This window comes from Achromobacter sp. DMS1, assembly GCF_001270295.1.
Genome location: NZ_LHSJ01000056.1, coordinates 1 through 17981 on the forward strand (window position 1 = coordinate 1; position 17981 = coordinate 17981).

Consider the following 17981-nt stretch of genomic DNA (forward strand, 5'->3'; position numbering starts at 1 on the left):
ACACCGGGGGCTCGGTGCGCCAGCCCGCCGCGCTGTGCGGCGTGAGCGGCATCAAGCCCACCTACGGCACCGTGTCGCGCTACGGCATCGTGGCCTTCGGCTCCAGCCTGGACCAGGCCGGCCCGCTGGCCGCCAGCAGCCGCGACCTGCTCGAAATCCTCGACCTCGTCAGCGGCTTCGATCCGCGCGACGCGACCAGCCTGACGCAATGCGACGGCCAGCCCAACGAGCCCGGCCGGGTGCGGCGCGCCTTCGACGCCGCCCAGGCGGGCTTCGACGCCGCCGGCAGCCAGCCCCTCAAGGGCCTGCGCATCGGCGTGCCGGCCGAGTACTTCGGCGCCGGCCTGGCGCCCGACGTGGCCGCCGCCGTGGAGGCCGCCCTGGCGCAATTCGAGGCGCTGGGCGCCGAGCGCGTGGCGGTGTCGCTGCCCCGCACCGAGCTGGCCATTCCCGCGTACTACGTCATCGCCCCCGCCGAAGCCTCCAGCAACCTGGCGCGCTACGACGGCGTGCGCTATGGCCACCGCGCCGCCCGGTACGGCGACCTGAACGACATGATCGGCCGCTCGCGCGCCGAGGGCTTCGGCGACGAAGTCAAGCGCCGCATCCTCATCGGCACCTACGTGCTGTCCCACGGCTACTACGACGCGTACTACCTGCAGGCGCAGCGCCTGCGCCGCCTGATCGCCCAGGACTTCCAGCGCGCCTTCGCCGGCCAGTGCGACGTCATCATGGGGCCGGTCACGCCCACGGTGGCCAAGAACATCGGCGAGAACCGCGACGATCCCACGGCCGACTGGCTGGCCGACGTGTACACGCTGGGCGTGAGCCTGGCCGGCCTGCCCGCCATGTCCGTGCCTTGCGGCTTCGGCGGAGATGGACGGCCCGGCGGCGCCGGCGGCCATCAGCGCCCGGTCGGCCTGCAGATCATCGGCAACTACTTCGACGAAGGCCGCCTGCTGGCCATCGCCGACCGCTATCAACAGGTCACCGACTGGCACAAGCGCTCGCCGCGTTGACGAGGCCCGGCGGCAGGGCGGCGGCGCCCTGCCCCGGCACTCTTGATTGGAATCAGAAACAATGAACTGGGAAATCGTCATCGGCCTGGAAACGCACGCCCAGCTTTCCACCGACTCCAAGATTTTTTCGGGCAGCAGCACCCGGTTCGGCGCCGCGCCCAACACGCAGGCCAACGTGGTCGACCTGGCGCTGCCCGGCAGCCTGCCCGTGATGAACCGCGGCGCGGCCGAGCGCGCCATCCGCTTCGGCCTGGCCGTGGGCGCGGAGATCGCGCCGCGCTCGGTGTTCGCCCGCAAGAACTACTTCTACCCCGACCTGCCCAAGGGCTACCAGATCAGCCAGTACGAGCTGCCGGTGGTAGTGGGCGGCGCCATCTCCTTTTTCGTGGGCGAGGAAGAGAAAACCGTGCGCCTGACCCGCGCCCACCTGGAAGAAGACGCGGGCAAGTCGCTGCACGACGCCTTCAACCTGTCCAACGGCGCGCCGGCCAGCGGCATCGACCTCAACCGCGCCGGCACGCCGCTGCTGGAAATCGTCACCGAGCCCGAAATGCGTTCGGCCGCCGAGGCGGTGGCGTATGCGCGCGCCCTGCACAGCCTGGTGGTGTGGCTGGGCATCTGCGACGGCAACATGCAGGAAGGCTCGTTCCGCTGCGACGCCAACGTATCCGTGCGCCCGGCGGGCCAGAAGGCGTTCGGCACCCGCACCGAGATCAAGAACGTCAATTCGTTCCGCTTCCTGGAACGCGCCATCCAGTACGAGGCGCGCCGCCAGATCGAGCTCATCGAGGACGGCGGCACGGTGGTGCAGGAAACCCGCCTGTACGACGCCGACCGCGACGAAACGCGCAGCATGCGCAGCAAGGAAGACGCGCACGACTACCGCTACTTTCCCGACCCCGACCTGCCGCCGCTGGTGATTTCGCGCGAGTGGGTGGAAGAGGTGCGCGCCGCCATGCCCGAGCTGCCCGCCGCGATGCGCGCACGCTACGAATCGCAGTACGGCCTGCCGGCCTACGACGCGGCGCAGCTCACCGCCAGCCGCGACCTCGCCGCCTACTTCGAGGCGGTGGCCAATGCCCTGCCCGCCGGCCAGGCCAAGCTGGCCGCCAACTGGATCATGGGCGAAGTGGCCGCCACCCTGAACAAGGAAGAAAAGGAAATCGCCGAATCGCCGGTTCAGGCGCCCGCGCTGGCCGCCCTCATCGGCCGCATCATCGACGGCACCATTTCCAACAAGATCGCCCGCGAAGTCTTCGCCGCCATGTGGGCCGGCGAGCATGGCGGACAGCCCGACGCCATCATCGAGGCCCGCGGCCTGAAGCAGATCAGCGACAGCGGCGCCATCGGCGCCATGATCGACGAGGTGCTGGCCGCCCACCCCGCGGTGGTCGAGGAATATCGCGCCGGCAAGCAGAAGGCGTTCAACTCGCTGGTGGGCCAGATCATGAAGGCCGCTCGCGGCAAGGCCAATCCGCAACAGGTCAACGAACTGCTGAAGCAGAAGCTGGACGGCTGAGCGGGCGGGCAGCGCGTCCTTCAACGGACGCGTTCAGGCAGCATCAGACGAAGCGAAAGGCCGCGGCATCTTGCCGCGGCCTTTTGTTTGTCCAAGAATGACGTGGTCGCTTCTTGGTCGGGGCTTGGGCCATGAACTGCAAACGGCATGTTGCGCGCCGAACGCAGTCAACGCGTCTCCGAAGACCAGGTGTTCTCGTTCAACCAGCTTCTCGAACGGTCGCCCATTTTTCCAGATCCGGACGCGCCGCCGTTCGGCCGTCCGCTGCCCGCGCCGCCCTCTTGCGCGCCAGGGATGCACGCCTGTTACACCCCGTACTTCGTCCGGTAGGCCAGCACCGCGTCGCGGTGCTCGGCGAACGACGCGTCGTCCTGCAGCAGGGCCAGAATGTCAGCCAACGAGGCGATCGACACCACCGGAATGCCGTAGGTCTTGGCCACGTCCTGCACGGCGGAATGCGCCGACAGGGCGTCGTCCGGGCCCGCGCGCTCCATGCGGTCCATGGCGATCAGCACGGCGGCGGGCTCGGCGCCGGCAGCGCGGATGATCTCCACCGACTCGCGCACCGAGGTGCCCGCGGTAATGACGTCGTCGATGATGACCACCTTGCCGGCCAGCGGCGCGCCCACCAGGGTGCCGCCCTCGCCGTGGTCCTTGGCTTCCTTGCGGTTGTAGGCAAAAGGCACGTCGCTCTTGCCCTGCATGGCGGGATGGCCCGCCAGCGCGACCGCGGTGGCGGTGGCCAGCGGGATGCCCTTGTAGGCCGGGCCGAACAGCATATCGAAAGCCACGCCGGAATCCAGCAGCGCCTGGGCATAGAACCGGGCCAGCAGGCCCACCGAGCGGCCGCTGTTGAACAGGCCGGCGTTGAAGAAATACGGGCTGATGCGCCCCGACTTGACCTTGAAGCTGCCGAACCGCAACACGCCTTCATCGAGGGCGAAACGGACGAAATCGAGAGAGGTGGCGGAGTTCTGGGAGGCGGTCATGCGGCGGAGTCCGGGAGTGGGCAAACCCCGGGATTTTATCGCCTCTTGCCCGCATCCGGCCTGCCTCCTCCCGGGCGCCGCGGCAGCGGGCACGCCCCCGGCCGGGCGCAATCGACCGCCGCGCGGCGCTCCTGCTCGGCCATGGCGGCGATGGCATCCAGGCTGCGGCAACCGTAGGATTCGCCCGCATGCGTCATGACGCCGCGCAGGCAGCCGGCGCCGTGCAGAATGCGCCCGATTTCCAGCAGCGCGGCCGTGTCCTGCGGCTGCACGCCGGCGCGGTGGCCGTCGCAGTCGATTTCGATCAGGGCGGGAATCGCCTCGCCCTCTTGCGCCGCGCGCCGCGCCAGGGCGCCCGCGGCTTCCGGGTTGTCCACCACGACGGTCAGATCGGCGCCGGCGCGGCGCAGCGCCAGCACGCGGTCGAGTTTGGCCGGCGTGACGCCGACGGCGTAGAGCAGGTCGGTGATGCCGGCCGCTGCGAACTGTTCGGCTTCCTGCAGCGTGGATACCGCGGCGGGCCCCCGCGGCCCGCTCATGACGCGATGCGCCACTTCGATCGATTTGGGAGTTTTCAGGTGCGGGCGCAGGCCGACGCCGTGCGCGCGCATGATGGCCGCCAGACGCTCGATATTGCGCGTCATGCGGGTTTCGTCCAGGATCAGGCAGGGCGTGTCGAGCTGGTCCAGCGTGGAGGTGGCGGGCGAGGAAGACATGGCGATGAGGAAATAAAGAAGGAAACTGGCCACAAGTATCGCCTGTCCGGCGATCCGCATGTTTAATATGCCATTAACCTCGCATTAAGGCGTTTATGAATGATAACCACCGATGACCTGCGCTTTTTCCTCACGCTCTCGGCCACCTCGTCCCTGGCCGAGGCGGCCCGGGCGCTGGACGTTACGCCGCCCGCGGTCACGCAGCGCCTGCATGCGCTGGAAAAGCGGCTGGGCGTGCGGCTGGTCAACCGTTCCGGGCGGGGCACCGCGCTGACCGACGAAGGCCGGCTGCTGGCGCTGCGCGCGGGCCAGATATGCGGCGAGCTGAACCATCTGGCCGATGAGCTGACCGGCCGGCGCGGAGTGGTGGCCGGGCACCTGAGGGTCGTCGCGCCGCTGGGTTTCGGACAGCGCTACATTGCCCGGCTGGTGGCCGGGTTCCGCGGCGGCAGCGAGAACGTGACGGCCAGCCTCACCCTCTCCGATGGCCCGCCGCGCCTGGCCAGCGACGACTGGGATGTCATGGTGCACATCGGCGAACTGCGCGATTCCACGCTGGTGGCGTATCCGCTGGCGCCCAACCGCCGCCTGCTGTGCGCGGCCCCGTCCTACTTGGCGCGGCGCGGGGCCCCGGCCAAGCCCGAAGACCTGCGCGACCACGACTGCATCGCGCTGCGCGAGAACGACGAAGACGCCACGCTATGGCGCCTGCGGCGCGGACGCGGGCCCGCCGTGGGCGTGCGCATCGCGCCGGTGCTGTCTTCCAACGCCGGAGCCGCCGCCGTGCAGTGGGCGCTCGACGGGCACGGCATCGTGATCCGCTCCGAATGGGACGTGGCGCAATACCTGCAGTCCCGGCAGCTCGTGCCGCTGCTGCAGGGATGGTCGCTGCCCGACGCCAATATCGTGGCCCTGGTGAAATCGAGGCACGAACTCCCGGCCCGGACCGCCGGCTTCCTGGCCGTGCTGCGCGAGCATTTCGCCGAGCCGCCGTGGCGGCCCCGGCGGCGGCCGCGCCGGACGCATGAGGCGGTTGGCCGGCCCGCGCGCGCCCCCGCCTAAAGCAGTATGGAGATCATGCCCAAGCCTTGCTACGCTGGTCACATCGCGGGAGGCAGGCCATCATGAACGAACAGATCCGCATGCTTTGCATCCAACCCGACTCCTTCGGGGCGCGCTTCGCCTTCCTGGGCGTGGCGCTGCGCTGGTCTATCGGCCTGTCGCCGCGCCCGCAAACCCTGGTCATCGGCCCGCACGAACTGGAACTGGTAGGGTCGGAATCGGCGTTCTGGCGCTTCGCGCTGCACCACGCCGTCATGGGCGAATCCCTGCTCATCACCCGCCGCGGCCGCTGGGACGTGGCGGGGTCGGTGGACGGCGACGTGGTGCGGGCCTTCGGCCGCAAGTTCGCCCTGAGGCACTGCCTGTACTGAAAAACGCCCGCGCCGGCGCAGGGCGCGCCCGCCTGCCGCGCTCAGGCGCCCGCGTGCCGCTTGCGGTGAAAGGCCGCCATCGCTTCGGGCGTCCAGCGTTCCCTGGCCTCTTCCCTGCAGCAATTCCGGTAGATGAGCGCGCCCACCGCCAGGAAGCGGGCCATCTCCGCCTCGCTCAGCGCCGATTGCACGGCGGCCAGACAGTCCGCATAGGCGGACAAGGCGCCATACCAGCCGTCTTCCGAATCCGGCGCCGCCGGCCAGTCGATCATCCTGGCCATCATTTCGCTTTGATCCATACTGCCCCCCCGGTTCCTCGCCGCCCGGGCGGTTGCGGCCCATGCCTGCCGCCGGCCCGCCTCGCCCGCGGCCATGGCCAGCGTTTCAGCAAGCGTCGTGCCCGGACCGGGGCCGCTCCCCTGCGACCGTCGGGCAAAGCGGGTAGGATTCAAGCCTCGCAGAAAGGAGCCTCACCGTGAACGTCGAAATCCGCCCAGCCCGCCCCGGCGATGCCGAGCTGATCCATGCCTTCATCACCGAGCTGGCCATCTACGAACGCGCGGCCGATCAGGTCGTCGCCGGCGTCGAAGACATCCGCCGCAGCCTCTTCGCCGACGGCGCGCCGTCCCGGGCCTTGATATGCGAGCGCGACGGCAAGCCCATCGGCTATGCGGTCTATTTCTACAGCTACTCGACCTGGCTGGGACGCAACGGCATCTACCTGGAAGACCTGTATGTCACACCCGAGCACCGCGGCATCGGCGCCGGCCGCGATCTGCTGCGCCACATCGCCCGCGAGGCCGTGGCGCAAGGCTGCGGCCGCCTGGAATGGAGCGTGCTGGACTGGAACGCCCCGGCCATCGATTTCTACGAATCCATCGGCGCCCGGCCCCAGAAAGAATGGGTGCGCTACCGCATGGCCGGCGACGCGCTGGCCGCCTTCGCGGAAGGCCGCCGGGGCTAGAACTCCGGCAGATCGAACACCGTATGCAGGGTCGAACTGGGCGCCGGCGCCGAAACCAGGCGTTCGCAACCGTCGTCGTCGACCAGCACGCGCACCGCGCGCCGGGCCACGGTGACGCCCTCGCTGAACGCGGTTTCGACGTCCATGCCCTGCTTGATGAGATCGATGACCTCGGACGCCGCCGCGGTGACGGGCTCGCTGATCCATCCCGGCGCGCCCCGCTCGGCCTGCCCCACCCGGACATACGCCACATGACCGCTGATGGGCTCCTTGCGCACCGCGACGATCACGTACAACGACGACATGCTGGCTCCTCCCTTGATCCAAGGCCAGCATGCTAGCGCACGCGCGCGATGCGCGCATGGCGACGCTCAGGGCTCGATGTCGATCGGGGCAAAGGACTTCACCAGGTCGTCCAGCCGCTTGAGCTGCGCCAGGAAAGGCTCCAGCTTGTCCAGGGGCAGCGCGCTGGGTCCGTCGCACTTGGCGTGGGCGGGATCCGGATGCGCCTCGAGGAACAGGCCCGCCAGCCCCACCGCCATGCCGGCGCGGGCGAGTTCCGCGGCCTGCGCGCGCCGGCCGCCGGAGGCCGCGTCCAGCGACGACCGCTGCTGCAAGGCGTGGGTAACGTCGAAAATGACCGGCCGGTTGTCGCACACCTTCTTCATGACGCCGAAACCCAGCATGTCCACCACCAGGTTGTCGTAGCCGAAGCAGGTGCCGCGGTCGCAGAGGATGAGCTGGTCGTTGCCTGCCTCGGTGAACTTCTCGACGATGTTGCGCATCTGGCCGGGGCTCAGGAACTGGGGTTTCTTGATGTTGACGACGCGCTGCGTCTGCGCCAGCGCCACGACCAGGTCGGTCTGGCGGGCCAGGAAGGCCGGCAGCTGCAGGATGTCGGCCACCTCGGCCACCGGCGCGGCCTGCCAGGGCTCGTGCACGTCCGTGATGACGGGTACGCCGAACTCCGATTTCACCGCCTCGAAAATCCGCAGTCCTTCCTCCAGGCCCGGGCCGCGGTAGGAATGGATGGAAGAACGGTTGGCCTTGTCGAACGATGCCTTGAACACGTACGGAATGCCCAGGCGCGTCGTGACGCGCTGGTATTCCTCGCAGGCGCGCAGCGCGAGCTCGCGCGACTCCAGCACGTTGATGCCGCCGAACAGTACGAAAGGCCGGTCGTTCGCGCAGGAAATCGACGAGGAGATGAAAACTTCGAGGGCGGTCATGATGAGCAATCCTGTGTGTCTGTGCCGATAGTCCGTAATGTACAACCGGCAGGGACCGCGCGCCGCCCGCGCTCAGCCGCCGGAGGTCATGCGCCGCAGCACGCCGTCGCGCATCATGTAGTGGTGCCACAGCGCCGCACAGGCGTGCAGCCCGGCCAGCACAATGATGCACCATGCCACCGTGTTGTGGAGGTCGCCGTAGAAATGGCGCACGTCCCGGCTGAGGGGAATCAGCGTCGGCACGTCAAACAGGCCGAAAAACGAAAACGGCTCGCCCTGCGCCCAGCGGAACAGGAAGCCCAGCACGACCTGGGCCGCCATCAGTGCGTAGAGCAGGAAATGCGCCCCCACCGAGGCCAGGCCCGGCAGCCCGCCGGAGGCGCGCGGCAAACGCCGGCCGGCGCTGAGGCGCCACACGATGCGCACCAGCAGCACGGCCGCGAACGCCAGCCCGAAAGAGACGTGCAGGGATTGCAGCAGCTTGCGCGTCGGCGTGCCGCGCGGCAGGAAGGCCCAGATTTCCGCCAACGCGAAAAGGCCCACCACCAGGATGGCGGTCAACCAATGGAGGACGATGGTGCAGCGGTCGTAGTGCGCAGAGTTGGCGGTGTCCAAGGCGTGATCCGGGCGTTAGCGGCTTGGGGGCTCTTTCAGGAGGCTTTCGGGCAAAATATTTTTCAGCTTAGCCAGCCCATGCTTACGGCATCCTGACCCGCCCACGCCTTCAGTCGCCGGCGTCCCGGGTGGATACCAGCCGGAATGCCAGCGCGCCCAGCACCCCGCCCGCAAGCGGCGCGGCCCAGAACAGCCAGAGCTGTTCGAGCGCCCAACCGCCCACGAATACCGCGGGCCCCGTGGAACGCGCGGGATTGACCGAGGTGTTGGTGACCGGAATGCTGATGAGGTGGATGAGCGTGAGCGCCAGCCCGATCGGTATGCCCGCCAGGCCGGCCGGCGCGGATTTGCGGGTCGCGCCCAGGATCACGAACACGAACCCCGCGCTCAGCACCAGCTCGCAGATCAGCGCCGCCTCCATCGAATACTTGCCCGGGGAATGCGCGCCATAGCCGTTGGCCGCGAAACCGCTGCCAACGAGGTCGAAACCGAGCTTGCCGCCGGCGATCGCGGACAGCACCGCCGCCGCGGCCACGGCTCCCAGCACCTGCGCCGCCATGTAGGGCACGATATCGCGCCAGGGAAAGCGCGCCCCCGCCGCCAGCCCCAGCGTGACCGCCGGATTGAAATGTCCGCCCGAGATGTGCCCGACCGCGAACACCATGGTCAGCACCGTCAGCCCGAACGCCAGCGCCACGCCCGCGAAACCGATACCCAATTCCGGAAACGCCGCCGCGAGCACCGCGGAGCCGCAACCGCCCAGCACCAGCCAGAACGTTCCAAAAAACTCGGCGCCGCAGCGCTTGGGCAATGAGTACATGCGTGTCTCCGGGACGATGGGATGCCGGCCGGGCCGCCGGCGCGGCGCGCGTGCCTGCACAGCATAGGCGCCGGGCGCGTCTGCCCGGCATCGTCCGCACGCACGACACCCCTGGCCCGGTGGTCCGTATAAGGGTGTGAACCACTGTGGCACCTACAACGACTGAGGATACGCAATTCGACTGACAGCACAGGGCGGAGTGGGGTGGGGTTCCCGGCGTATAGAAGCACCACCGACCGGAAAGCAAAACCCGCCCGCTCTCGCGCGGCGGGATTTGAGCCTGGAGCGCCCAATCTCCGGATCAGGGGAACTTCGACACGATGAAAGCCACTTCATTGCGATGATTCGGATAACGACCATTGACCAACTCAGCGAACTCCTGCTTCGTCAAACGATGGCGATAGGTGTCGTGTAGCCAGATCAGGAATTGCTCTTCATCAGCCTTGGTATCGATGGGGATACGCTTGTAGTTGGGGTCCGCTTTAACTTGGTCCAGCAACCTGTTGAACCACGCATAGAACGGTTCATCTTCGACAGCTGCCGTAACGCGGGGATTCGTACTCGTCGTGCACCCCTGCATCGCCGGCAATGCCAGGACACAAGCCAGCATGAATGCACGGCCAAAGCTTCCCGCGGTCAATTTCATACTCGGATCTCCGTACTGAATCAGGCGAGCAGAAACCATACTGTATATGTGCGCAATTCGATACCAAGAGATTGTCAAAAAACAAAAACCCGCTTGCTTTCGCAAGGCGGGCTTCGTTGGGCGGACTTCTGAGGAAATCCGTTGTCGCTGATTATGGGGTCGTTTCCGCAAGAGTCAACGATCAGGGGATAAACCCGGCTTCGCGCAGCAGTTTTTCAGCGTTGGCGTGCGCAGCCTGCTCGACGCCGTAGATTGGCTCCGCGCCCTTCTTCTGCCGGGTGCGCGCAGCCAGCCCCCCGCCCTGGCGCTCGCCCGCTCGACGCTGCGAACCTTGCACCCGTATTCATCGGCCAGAGACGGGAGCGTTCGCATACCGCCCGTGTCGTAATTACGGCGCACCAGGGCATACAGCAGTGCGCTATGGGCGGTCCGCATCGAAAGACATGCACCCAAGCGCCTCCCGCAACGCGATGGAGCGCCTCCGACCAGTCCGCGTGGTCGCCCTCGCTGCCGCACCGTCGATGCTGGCCACCTGGGTCGGCGCGGAGCCGCATGGGGAAGTGTTCCGTAACCCTGGCACAGGCGAGCGCTGGTCGGGCAGCCAAGCTGTGCAAAGGATCTGGGTAACCGCCCTGAAACGCGCCAGCGTTCGATATCGGAGGCCTTACCAAACGCGCCACACATACGCATCAATGATGCTGTCTGCTGGCGAGCAGCCTATGTGGGTGGCGAAGCAGATGGGCCACAAAGACTGGGCCATGATCATCCGCGTATACGGAAAATGGATGCCATCTGCCGACCCGGACGCCGGCGGCAAGGCCGCGGATCTGTTCGGAGAAAAGCTGGCATCAAGTTGTCATTCTGGTGCCCAAACAGCCCCAAAACACCCCAAAAAAAATGACAACATGAAATCTTAAGTTATTGATTTCATTAATAAAGTTGGTGCGAAGGAGGGGACTCGAACCCCTACACCTGTTACGGCGTCAGGACCTAAACCTGGTGCGTCTACCAATTTCGCCACCTTCGCAAAGCCAAGCCCGCTATTGTAGCTTGCTTGTTAAAATCTTGCGTTATGAATCCGCGCCTCGACACCCTGCACCCCTATCCGTTCGAAAAACTGCGTGCCCTTCTGGCCGAGGCCGGGCCGCAGCCGGAAGGATTGCGGCCGATCAATCTGTCGATCGGCGAACCCAAGCACGCCGCGCCCGCCTGCGTGGAGCAGGCGATCCGCGAGGCCATGCCGGGGCTTTCGGTCTACCCGTCCACGAAGGGCGATCCGGCGCTGCGGCGCGCGATCGCGGCGTGGCTGGCGCGCCGCTACAGCATTCCCGCGCCCGATGCCGAGACGCAGGTGCTGCCGGCGCTGGGCTCGCGCGAGGCGCTCTTCGCGTTCGCGCAGACGGTGATCGACCCGTCGGCGGATTCGGTGGTGGTGTGCCCGAATCCGTTTTACCAGATTTACGAGGGCGCGGCGCTCCTGGCGGGAGCCCGGCCCTATTACGTCAACGCGAACCCGCTGCGCGATTTCGGCTGCGACTGGCACCAGGTGCCGGAAGACATCTGGCGCAAGACCCGGCTGGTGTTCGTGTGCTCGCCGGGCAATCCGGCGGGCAACGTGATGTCGCTGGACGACTGGAAAATGCTGTTTGCGCTGTCGGACCGGCACGGCTTCGTCATCGCCTCGGACGAGTGCTATTCCGAGATCTATCTCGACGAGGACAATCCGCCGCTGGGCGGGCTGCAGGCGGCGCGCCGCCTGGGGCGCGACGACTACCGCAACCTGGTGGCGTTCTCCAGCCTGTCCAAGCGCTCCAACGTGCCGGGGCTGCGCTCGGGCTTCGTGGCGGGCGACGCGGCGCTGCTGGCGCGTTTCCTGCTCTACCGCACCTACCACGGCAGCGCGATGAGCCCGCTGGTGGCGGCGGCCAGCGTGGCGGCCTGGAACGACGAGGCGCACGTCAAGGAAAACCGGCGCATGTACCGCGAGAAGTTCGACGCGGTGCTGCCCATTTTGCAGCGGGTGCTCGACGTGCCGCGCCCGCAGGCATCTTTCTATCTCTGGGCCGCCACGCCCGGCTCGGACACGGCGTTCGCCCGCGGGCTGTACGGCCGCGCAGGCATCACCGTGCTGCCGGGCAGCTTCCTGGCGCGTCCGGCGCACGGCATGAACCCCGGCGAGGGCCGCATCCGCATCGCGCTGGTGGCCCCGCTCGCCGAATGCGTGCAGGCGGCCGAGCGCATTGCCCATTTCGTGAATACTTCTTCTGTTTGACCAACCCCTGAAAAGCTGAGCCGCTATGACTCTCGACCTGCAGACCACCATCGAAAAAGCCTGGGACGACCGGGCCAACCTGTCGCCCACCGACGCCTCCGTGGAGGTGCGCGAGGCGGTTGAGCACACGATCGACGGCCTGGATCTGGGCCGCCTGCGCGTCGCCGAGAAGATCGACGACGAATGGGTGGTGCATCAATGGATCAAGAAGGCGGTGCTGCTGTCCTTCCGCCTGGCCGACAATGCCGTGATGGGCCAGGCGCCGCTGCAGTTCTACGACAAAGTGCCGCTCAAGTTCGGCGACTATGGCCAGAACGCCTTCCGCCAGGGCGGCTATCGCGTGGTGCCGCCGGCCGTGGCGCGCCGCGGCGCATACATCGGACGCAACGTGGTGCTGATGCCTTCCTACGTGAACATCGGCGCCTACGTGGACGACGGCACCATGGTCGATACCTGGGCCACCGTGGGCTCGTGCGCCCAGATCGGCAAGAACGTGCACCTGTCGGGCGGCGTGGGCATCGGCGGCGTGCTGGAGCCGCTGCAGGCCAACCCCACCATCATCGAAGACAACTGCTTCATCGGCGCCCGCTCGGAAGTCGTGGAAGGCGTGGTGGTCGAGGAGAACTCGGTGCTGGCCATGGGCGTGTTCCTGTCGCAGAGCACCAAGATCTACGACCGCACCACGGGCAAGATCATCTACGGCCGCGTGCCGTCCGGCTCGGTGGTGGTGCCGGGCTCGCTGCCCTCGGCCGACGGCACGCATAGCCTGGCCTGCGCGGTGATCGTCAAGCGCGTGGACGCGCAGACCCGCGCCAAGACCAGCATCAACGACCTGCTGAGGGCCTGATGAGCATTTCTTCCGCCCCCGGGGCAGCCGAGGCGCGGCGGGAGGGCGAGCCCTCCCCCGCCGTGCTGGACCTGGTCAAGGACCTGGTCGCCCGCCCGTCGGTCACCCCGGCCGACGAGGACTGCCAGGCCATGCTGGCCGCCCGCCTGCAGCGCATCGGTTTCCGCTGCGAAACCATCGCCCAGGGCGGCGTCACCAACCTCTGGGCGCGGCGCGGCGAGGCTTCGCCGCTGGTCGTGTTCGCCGGGCACACCGACGTGGTGCCGCCCGGCCCGCGCGACAAATGGGACAGCGATCCGTTCGTGCCCACCGAGCGCGACGGCTTCCTGTACGGGCGCGGCACGGCCGACATGAAGAGCTCGATCGCCGCCTTCGTGGTGGCGGCCGAGGAATTCGTCGCGGCCCGGCCCGCGCACGAGGGCTCCATCGCCCTGCTCATCACGTCCGACGAAGAGGGCCCGTCCATCGACGGCACGGCCATCGTGTGCGACGCGCTGGCCGCCCGCGGCGAACGGCTCGACTACTGCATCGTGGGCGAACCGACTTCCGGCGAACGCCTGGGCGACGTCTGCAAGAACGGCCGGCGCGGCTCGCTATCGGGCCGCCTCACGGTCAAGGGCGTCCAGGGCCACGTGGCCTATCCGCACCTGGCGCGCAATCCCGTGCACCAGCTCGCTCCCGCGCTGGCCGAGATCGTCGGCATCGAATGGGACCAGGGCAACGAGTATTTTCCGCCCACGACCTTCCAGGTTTCCAACCTGAACGCGGGCACCGGCGCCACCAACGTGGTGCCCGGCGAAGCGGTGGCGCTCTTCAATTTCCGCTTCTCCACGGCCAGCACGCCGGAGAGCCTGAAGGCGCGCGTGCACGAAGTGCTGGACCGCCACGGCCTCGAATACGACCTGCAATGGGAGCTGGGCGGCGAGCCCTTCCTGACGCCGCGCGGCTCGCTGAGCGAGGCGCTCACGCAGGCCATCCGGGCCGAGACCGGCCTGACTCCCGAGCTTTCCACCACGGGCGGCACGTCCGACGGCCGCTTCATCGCCAAGATCTGCCCGCAGGTCATCGAGTTCGGCCCCTGCAACGCCACGATCCACAAAGTGAACGAACGGATCGAACTGGCCTCGCTGGAGCCGCTGAAGAACATCTACCGGCGCACGCTCGAAAACCTGCTGCCCGCCCGCTGAGTCCCGCTTTCATGTATCAATCCGCCCGCCAAGAACTCCTGACGCTGCGCGACCTCATCCGCTACGGCGTGTCCCGCCTGAACGGCGCGCAGGTCGCGCTGGGCCACGGCAGCGACAACGCCTGGGACGAAACCGCGTATCTGGTCCTGCATGCGCTGCACCTGCCGCTGGACACGCTGGACCCCTTCCTGGACGCGCGCGTGCTGCGCGAGGAGCGCGAGCGCGTGCTCGACCTCATCGAGCGGCGCGTCGCCGAGCGCCTGCCCGCGCCGTATCTCACGAACGAGGCCTGGCTGCGCGGGCACCGCTTCTACGTGGACCAGCGTGTCATCGTGCCGCGCTCGCCCATCGCCGAATTGCTGGACACGGGGCTCGCGCCCTGGGTGGCCGATCCGCTGGAGGTGGAGCGCGTGCTCGATATGTGCACCGGCTCCGGCTGCCTGGCGATCCTGGCCGCGCTGGCCTTTCCCCATGCCCGGGTCGACGCGGTGGACGTCTCGGCCGACGCGCTCGACGTGGCTCGCCGCAATGTGGACGACTACGGGCTGCAGGACCGGCTCGCCCTGCATCGCAGCGATCTCTTCGACGCCCTGCCGCCCTGCCCCTACGACGTCATTCTCTGCAACCCGCCCTATGTGAACAGCGGCTCCATGAGCGCGCTGCCGCAGGAATACCGCCACGAGCCGCAACTGGCGCTGGCGGGCGGCGAGGACGGCATGGACCTCGTGCGGCGCATTCTGGCCGCCGCGCCCCGCTACCTGTCCGACACGGGCGTGCTGGTGCTGGAAATCGGCCATGAGCGCGATTTCTTCGAGGCCGCCTTCCCGGACCTGTCGCCCGTCTGGCTGGACACCGAGCAAGCCTCGGACCAGATCCTGCTGCTGACCCGCGAGCAGTTGACGCCGTGATACGCGCGACCGGACTGACTTTGCGGCGCGGCGCCAAAGTGCTGCTGGACGACGCGGAATTCGTGGTGCACCCCGGCGAGCGGGTCGGCATCGTGGGCAAGAACGGCGCGGGCAAGTCTTCGCTGTTCGCGCTCCTGACTGGCGCGCTGGACCAGGACGCGGGCGCGCTGTCCGTGCCGGCGGGCTGGCGCATCGCCAGCGTGCAGCAGGAAATCGCGGCCGACGACCGACCCGCGCGGGAATTCGTCATCGACGGCGATACCCATCTGCGCGAACTGCAGGCGCGGCGCGCCGCGCTGTCCGACGACCAGGGCACGCAGATCGCCGAGACCGAGGCGGCGCTGGTGGAAGCCGGCGCCTGGAGCGCGCCTTCGCGCGCCGAGCAGTTGCTGGCCGGCCTGGGCTTCAAGCCGCACGAGTGGATGCAGCCGGTGGAGGGCTTTTCCGGCGGCTGGCGCATGCGCCTGGCGCTGGCGCGCGCGCTGATGGCGCCGTCGGAACTGCTGCTGCTGGACGAACCCACCAACCACCTGGACCTGGACGCCATGCTGTGGCTGGAGAAATGGCTGGCCGCCTATCCCGGCACCGTCATGCTCATCTCCCACGACACGGAGTTCCTGGACGCGGTGGCGCGCTCGGTGCTGCATTTCGACCACGGCAAGCTGGTCCGCTACAAGGGTGGCTATGCCGACTTCCTGACGCAGCGCGCCGAGCGCCTGCGCCAGAGCAGCCTCGCCTACGAAAGGCAGACGCGCGAGGCGGCCCGCCTGCAGGGCTTCATCGACCGTTTCAAGGCCAAGGCGTCCAAGGCCAAGCAGGCGCAGAGCCGCGTGAAGGCGCTGGCCCGCATGCAGGTGCTGGCGCCGCTGCATGCCGAAGCCGGCATCGACATCCGCATCCCCTCGCCCGACCACATGCCCGACCCGCTGCTCACGCTGGAGCATCTGTCGGCAGGCTACACGGACGAGGCCGGAAACCCCGTGCCCATTCTGCGCGACGTCACGCTCATGGTGCGCGCGGGCAGCCGCGTGGGCGTGCTGGGCGCCAACGGCGCGGGCAAGAGCACGCTGATCAAGACGCTGGCCGAAGAGCTGCCACCGCAGGCCGGCACGCGCCGCGCCTCGCGCGGGCTGGCCATCGGCTACTTTCACCAGCACCAGCTCGACATGCTGGACCTGGACAGCACCCCGCTCGCGCACCTCGCCCGGCTGGCGCCGGATGCCCGCGAGCAGGAACTGCGCAACTACCTGGGGGGCTTCGGCTTTTCGGGCGACACGGTGACGAGCAAGGTGGGCCCCATGTCGGGCGGCGAGAAAGCGCGGCTGGCGCTCTCGCTCATCGTCTGGCAAAAGCCCAACCTGCTGCTGCTGGACGAGCCGAGCAACCACCTGGATGTGGAAACGCGCGAGGCCCTGGCCGCGGCGCTGGCCGAGTTCGGCGGCAGCATGCTGCTGGTTTCGCACGACCGCCATCTGCTGCGCACCACGGTGGACAGCTTCTGGATCGTGGCCGACGGCGCGGTGCGCGAGTTCGACGGCGACCTGGAAGACTACCGGGACTGGCTGGCCGCGCGCAACGCCGGCGAGCGCGCCGGCGCGGCGCGCGAAGCCGCCGCGCAGGGCGCGCCCGTGGTGGACCGCAAGGCGCAGCGGCGCGCCGAAGCCGAGCAGCGGCAGCGCCTGGCGGCGCTGCGCAAGCCGCTGGAATCCCGGCTCTCCAAGGTGGAAGCCGAAATGGAGAAGCTGCGCGGCAGGCTGCAGGCGCTGGACGCGGTGATCGCGGACCCGGACCTGTACTCCGACGCGCGCCGCGCGGAACGGCAGCAGGTCATGGCCGAGTACGGCGAGCATGGCAAGCGCATGGAAGCGCTCGAGGAGCAGTGGCTGGAACTGCAGGGCTCGCTGGAGGAAATCGAACAATCCGAAGGCTAGGGCCGGAAGGGTGGCGCAAAGAGCCGCCCTGTGCCTGTCCATGCCTACATCTACTAACAATAACAATTATCATTTATACTTTCATGATTGTTTGTTGCCATGGCCAAGGCGCTGGCTGCATGTCTACGCTTACGGATGTCTTTCTTCGCCACTACCGGGAGCTGCTGGGGTTCCTGTCCCTGCGCACCGGCTCCCGCGACGTGGCCCAGGATTGCGCGCAGGACACCTGGATCCGGCTCGCCGAGTTCAAGGACCGCACCCGCCCGGCCAATGACCGCGCCTACGTGTTCCGCGTGGCCGCCAATATCGCCACCGACTGGCACCGCCGGCGCGCGCGCGAACAGGCCCTGGCCCTCGACTATGCGGCCGCCCAGCCTCCCCGGCACGAAGCCGACACGCTGGACGTGGCCGCCGCCAGCCAGCTGGCCCGCCGGCTGGAAGCCGTCCTGCTCGCCCAGCCTCGCCGCAGCCTGGACGTCTTCATCATGCATCGCCATGACGGCATGAGCTACCGCGCCATCGCCGAACGCCTCTCCATTTCCGTCAGCGCCGTCGAAAAACACATGATGCGCATCCTGCTGGCCTGCGACCAGGCGCTGGCGGCATGAGCCTTGCCGACGGCTTCCGGCGCGGGCGCCGAAGCGCGCGGCCCGACAGCGGCCAGCCGGGCAATCGCGCCGCCACCGAACAGGCCTCGCTCTGGGTGGTGCGGCGCAGCGGCCAGCCTCCGGACGCGCGGGCGCAGTCCGAATTCGAAACCTGGTACCAGGCCGACGCGAGCCACGCGGCCGCCTACGACCGCCTGGCACGCGTCTGGCGCAGCATGGCCGAAGTGGACCGCGCCGCGCTGCGCGCCCGACCCGCCCGCAAGCGGCGCGCGGCCCGC

The 17981-nt window shown here is 68.2% G+C and carries 22 protein-coding genes and 1 tRNA gene; 13 read left to right on the top strand and 10 right to left on the bottom strand.

All coding sequences use genetic code 11. The features are described from left to right. The coding region (locus AD428_RS08740) for an amidase family protein (RefSeq protein WP_082308330.1) at positions 1–1019 on the top strand (1019 nt) is incomplete at its 5' end. Positions 1020–1080: 61 nt separating this feature from the next. Continuing rightward, positions 1081–2538 carry an Asp-tRNA(Asn)/Glu-tRNA(Gln) amidotransferase subunit GatB gene (gene gatB / locus AD428_RS08745; RefSeq protein ID WP_053244888.1) on the top strand — a complete coding sequence of 486 codons (1458 nt, stop codon included), beginning with the start codon at positions 1081–1083 and terminating at the stop codon, positions 2536–2538. A gap of 305 nt (positions 2539–2843) precedes the next feature. Here gatB and pyrE read toward each other — a convergent pair whose 3' ends face one another. Both pyrE and AD428_RS08755 read right to left on the bottom strand, forming a co-directional pair. After that, complete coding sequence (gene pyrE, locus AD428_RS08750) at positions 2844–3527, bottom strand: orotate phosphoribosyltransferase (protein ID WP_053244889.1); 684 nt, start codon at positions 3525–3527, stop codon at positions 2844–2846. A 35-nt stretch (positions 3528–3562) separates the two neighbouring features. Then, a complete protein-coding gene (locus AD428_RS08755) occupies positions 3563–4276 on the bottom strand; it encodes an alanine racemase (RefSeq protein ID WP_235489561.1) in 714 nt (237 codons plus the stop codon). Positions 4277–4342: 66 nt separating this feature from the next. Between AD428_RS08755 and AD428_RS08760 the strand changes: the two genes are divergently transcribed. Beyond that, entirely contained in the window at positions 4343–5305 is a 963-nt protein-coding gene (locus AD428_RS08760; RefSeq protein ID WP_053244890.1) for a LysR family transcriptional regulator, read from the top strand. Positions 5306–5367: 62 nt separating this feature from the next. After that, a complete protein-coding gene (locus tag AD428_RS08765) occupies positions 5368–5676 on the top strand; it encodes a hypothetical protein (RefSeq protein WP_053244891.1) in 309 nt (102 codons plus the stop codon). A gap of 41 nt (positions 5677–5717) precedes the next feature. On the opposite strand, the gene AD428_RS08770 is transcribed toward AD428_RS08765, so the two are convergent. Then, positions 5718–5975 carry a hypothetical protein gene (locus tag AD428_RS08770; RefSeq protein WP_053244892.1) on the bottom strand — a complete coding sequence of 86 codons (258 nt, stop codon included), beginning with the start codon at positions 5973–5975 and terminating at the stop codon, positions 5718–5720. Positions 5976–6151: 176 nt separating this feature from the next. Here AD428_RS08770 and AD428_RS08775 point away from each other — a divergent pair, with 176 nt between their 5' ends. Then, positions 6152–6640 (top strand): GNAT family N-acetyltransferase, encoded by a 489-nt coding sequence (locus tag AD428_RS08775; protein WP_053244893.1) that lies wholly within the window; start codon positions 6152–6154, stop codon positions 6638–6640. On the opposite strand, the gene AD428_RS08780 is transcribed toward AD428_RS08775, so the two are convergent. From AD428_RS08780 to AD428_RS26730, 6 genes are all read right to left on the bottom strand, one after another. Further along, positions 6637–6945 carry a hypothetical protein gene (locus AD428_RS08780; RefSeq protein ID WP_053244894.1) on the bottom strand — a complete coding sequence of 103 codons (309 nt, stop codon included), beginning with the start codon at positions 6943–6945 and terminating at the stop codon, positions 6637–6639. The genes AD428_RS08775 and AD428_RS08780 overlap by 4 nt on opposite strands. A 66-nt stretch (positions 6946–7011) precedes the next feature. Continuing rightward, the gene (gene kdsA / locus AD428_RS08785; protein ID WP_053244895.1) at positions 7012–7869 is read right to left on the bottom strand and encodes a 3-deoxy-8-phosphooctulonate synthase; all 858 of its coding nucleotides are present in this window, start codon (positions 7867–7869) and stop codon (positions 7012–7014) included. Positions 7870–7941: 72 nt separating this feature from the next. After that, positions 7942–8484 carry a cytochrome b gene (locus tag AD428_RS08790; RefSeq protein ID WP_053244896.1) on the bottom strand — a complete coding sequence of 181 codons (543 nt, stop codon included), beginning with the start codon at positions 8482–8484 and terminating at the stop codon, positions 7942–7944. Between the two features lie 109 nt (positions 8485–8593). Further along, on the bottom strand, positions 8594–9304 hold the full coding sequence (gene aqpZ, locus AD428_RS08795; RefSeq protein WP_053244897.1) for an aquaporin Z: 711 nt from the start codon (positions 9302–9304) through the stop codon (positions 8594–8596). A 301-nt stretch (positions 9305–9605) separates the two neighbouring features. After that, the gene (locus tag AD428_RS08800; protein WP_053244898.1) at positions 9606–9950 is read right to left on the bottom strand and encodes a hypothetical protein; all 345 of its coding nucleotides are present in this window, start codon (positions 9948–9950) and stop codon (positions 9606–9608) included. A 181-nt stretch (positions 9951–10131) separates the two neighbouring features. Continuing rightward, a complete protein-coding gene (locus AD428_RS26730) occupies positions 10132–10287 on the bottom strand; it encodes a hypothetical protein (RefSeq protein WP_160318561.1) in 156 nt (51 codons plus the stop codon). 157 nt (positions 10288–10444) lie between these two features. Here AD428_RS26730 and AD428_RS24680 point away from each other — a divergent pair, with 157 nt between their 5' ends. Further along, positions 10445–10867 carry a tyrosine-type recombinase/integrase gene (locus AD428_RS24680; RefSeq protein WP_235489565.1) on the top strand — a complete coding sequence of 141 codons (423 nt, stop codon included), beginning with the start codon at positions 10445–10447 and terminating at the stop codon, positions 10865–10867. 23 nt (positions 10868–10890) lie between these two features. On the opposite strand, the gene AD428_RS08810 is transcribed toward AD428_RS24680, so the two are convergent. Next, positions 10891–10977, bottom strand: a tRNA-Leu gene (locus AD428_RS08810). Between the two features lie 45 nt (positions 10978–11022). On the opposite strand from AD428_RS08810, the gene dapC reads away from it, so the two are divergent. From dapC to AD428_RS08845, 7 genes are all read left to right on the top strand, one after another. Beyond that, positions 11023–12222, top strand: coding sequence for a succinyldiaminopimelate transaminase (dapC, locus tag AD428_RS08815; protein WP_053244899.1), 1200 nt, complete (start codon positions 11023–11025; stop codon positions 12220–12222). Between the two features lie 25 nt (positions 12223–12247). Then, positions 12248–13069 carry a 2,3,4,5-tetrahydropyridine-2,6-dicarboxylate N-succinyltransferase gene (gene dapD / locus AD428_RS08820; RefSeq protein WP_053244900.1) on the top strand — a complete coding sequence of 274 codons (822 nt, stop codon included), beginning with the start codon at positions 12248–12250 and terminating at the stop codon, positions 13067–13069. Beyond that, positions 13069–14256, top strand: a complete 1188-nt coding sequence (gene dapE, locus AD428_RS08825) for a succinyl-diaminopimelate desuccinylase (RefSeq protein WP_082308332.1) — start codon at positions 13069–13071, stop codon at positions 14254–14256. Before dapD ends, dapE begins: the two co-directional genes overlap by 1 nt. A gap of 11 nt (positions 14257–14267) precedes the next feature. Further along, positions 14268–15164 carry a 50S ribosomal protein L3 N(5)-glutamine methyltransferase gene (gene prmB, locus AD428_RS08830; RefSeq protein ID WP_053244901.1) on the top strand — a complete coding sequence of 299 codons (897 nt, stop codon included), beginning with the start codon at positions 14268–14270 and terminating at the stop codon, positions 15162–15164. Next, positions 15161–17095, top strand: coding sequence for an ABC-F family ATP-binding cassette domain-containing protein (locus tag AD428_RS08835; protein ID WP_152968028.1), 1935 nt, complete (start codon positions 15161–15163; stop codon positions 17093–17095). The genes prmB and AD428_RS08835 overlap by 4 nt, the downstream gene beginning before the upstream one ends. Positions 17096–17214: 119 nt before the next feature. Continuing rightward, the gene (locus AD428_RS08840; RefSeq protein ID WP_053244902.1) at positions 17215–17703 is read left to right on the top strand and encodes an RNA polymerase sigma factor; all 489 of its coding nucleotides are present in this window, start codon (positions 17215–17217) and stop codon (positions 17701–17703) included. Beyond that, the coding region (locus AD428_RS08845) for a FecR/PupR family sigma factor regulator (RefSeq protein ID WP_152968029.1) at positions 17700–17981 on the top strand (282 nt) is incomplete at its 3' end. The genes AD428_RS08840 and AD428_RS08845, both read left to right, overlap by 4 nt.

What these genes read in the sequence shown, in the direction of transcription:
- gatB (WP_053244888.1), top strand. Translation starts at nt 1,081, where the DNA reads ATGAACTGGGAAATCGTCATCGGCCTGGAAACGCACGCCCAGCTTTCC.
- pyrE (WP_053244889.1), bottom strand. Translation starts at nt 3,527, where the DNA reads ATGACCGCCTCCCAGAACTCCGCCACCTCTCTCGATTTCGTCCGTTTC.
- AD428_RS08760 (WP_053244890.1), top strand. Translation starts at nt 4,343, where the DNA reads ATGATAACCACCGATGACCTGCGCTTTTTCCTCACGCTCTCGGCCACC.
- AD428_RS08765 (WP_053244891.1), top strand. Translation starts at nt 5,368, where the DNA reads ATGAACGAACAGATCCGCATGCTTTGCATCCAACCCGACTCCTTCGGG.
- AD428_RS08770 (WP_053244892.1), bottom strand. Translation starts at nt 5,975, where the DNA reads ATGGATCAAAGCGAAATGATGGCCAGGATGATCGACTGGCCGGCGGCG.
- AD428_RS08780 (WP_053244894.1), bottom strand. Translation starts at nt 6,945, where the DNA reads ATGTCGTCGTTGTACGTGATCGTCGCGGTGCGCAAGGAGCCCATCAGC.
- kdsA (WP_053244895.1), bottom strand. Translation starts at nt 7,869, where the DNA reads ATGACCGCCCTCGAAGTTTTCATCTCCTCGTCGATTTCCTGCGCGAAC.
- aqpZ (WP_053244897.1), bottom strand. Translation starts at nt 9,304, where the DNA reads ATGTACTCATTGCCCAAGCGCTGCGGCGCCGAGTTTTTTGGAACGTTC.
- AD428_RS08800 (WP_053244898.1), bottom strand. Translation starts at nt 9,950, where the DNA reads ATGAAATTGACCGCGGGAAGCTTTGGCCGTGCATTCATGCTGGCTTGT.
- dapC (WP_053244899.1), top strand. Translation starts at nt 11,023, where the DNA reads ATGAATCCGCGCCTCGACACCCTGCACCCCTATCCGTTCGAAAAACTG.
- dapD (WP_053244900.1), top strand. Translation starts at nt 12,248, where the DNA reads ATGACTCTCGACCTGCAGACCACCATCGAAAAAGCCTGGGACGACCGG.
- dapE (WP_082308332.1), top strand. Translation starts at nt 13,069, where the DNA reads ATGAGCATTTCTTCCGCCCCCGGGGCAGCCGAGGCGCGGCGGGAGGGC.
- prmB (WP_053244901.1), top strand. Translation starts at nt 14,268, where the DNA reads ATGTATCAATCCGCCCGCCAAGAACTCCTGACGCTGCGCGACCTCATC.
- AD428_RS08840 (WP_053244902.1), top strand. Translation starts at nt 17,215, where the DNA reads ATGTCTACGCTTACGGATGTCTTTCTTCGCCACTACCGGGAGCTGCTG.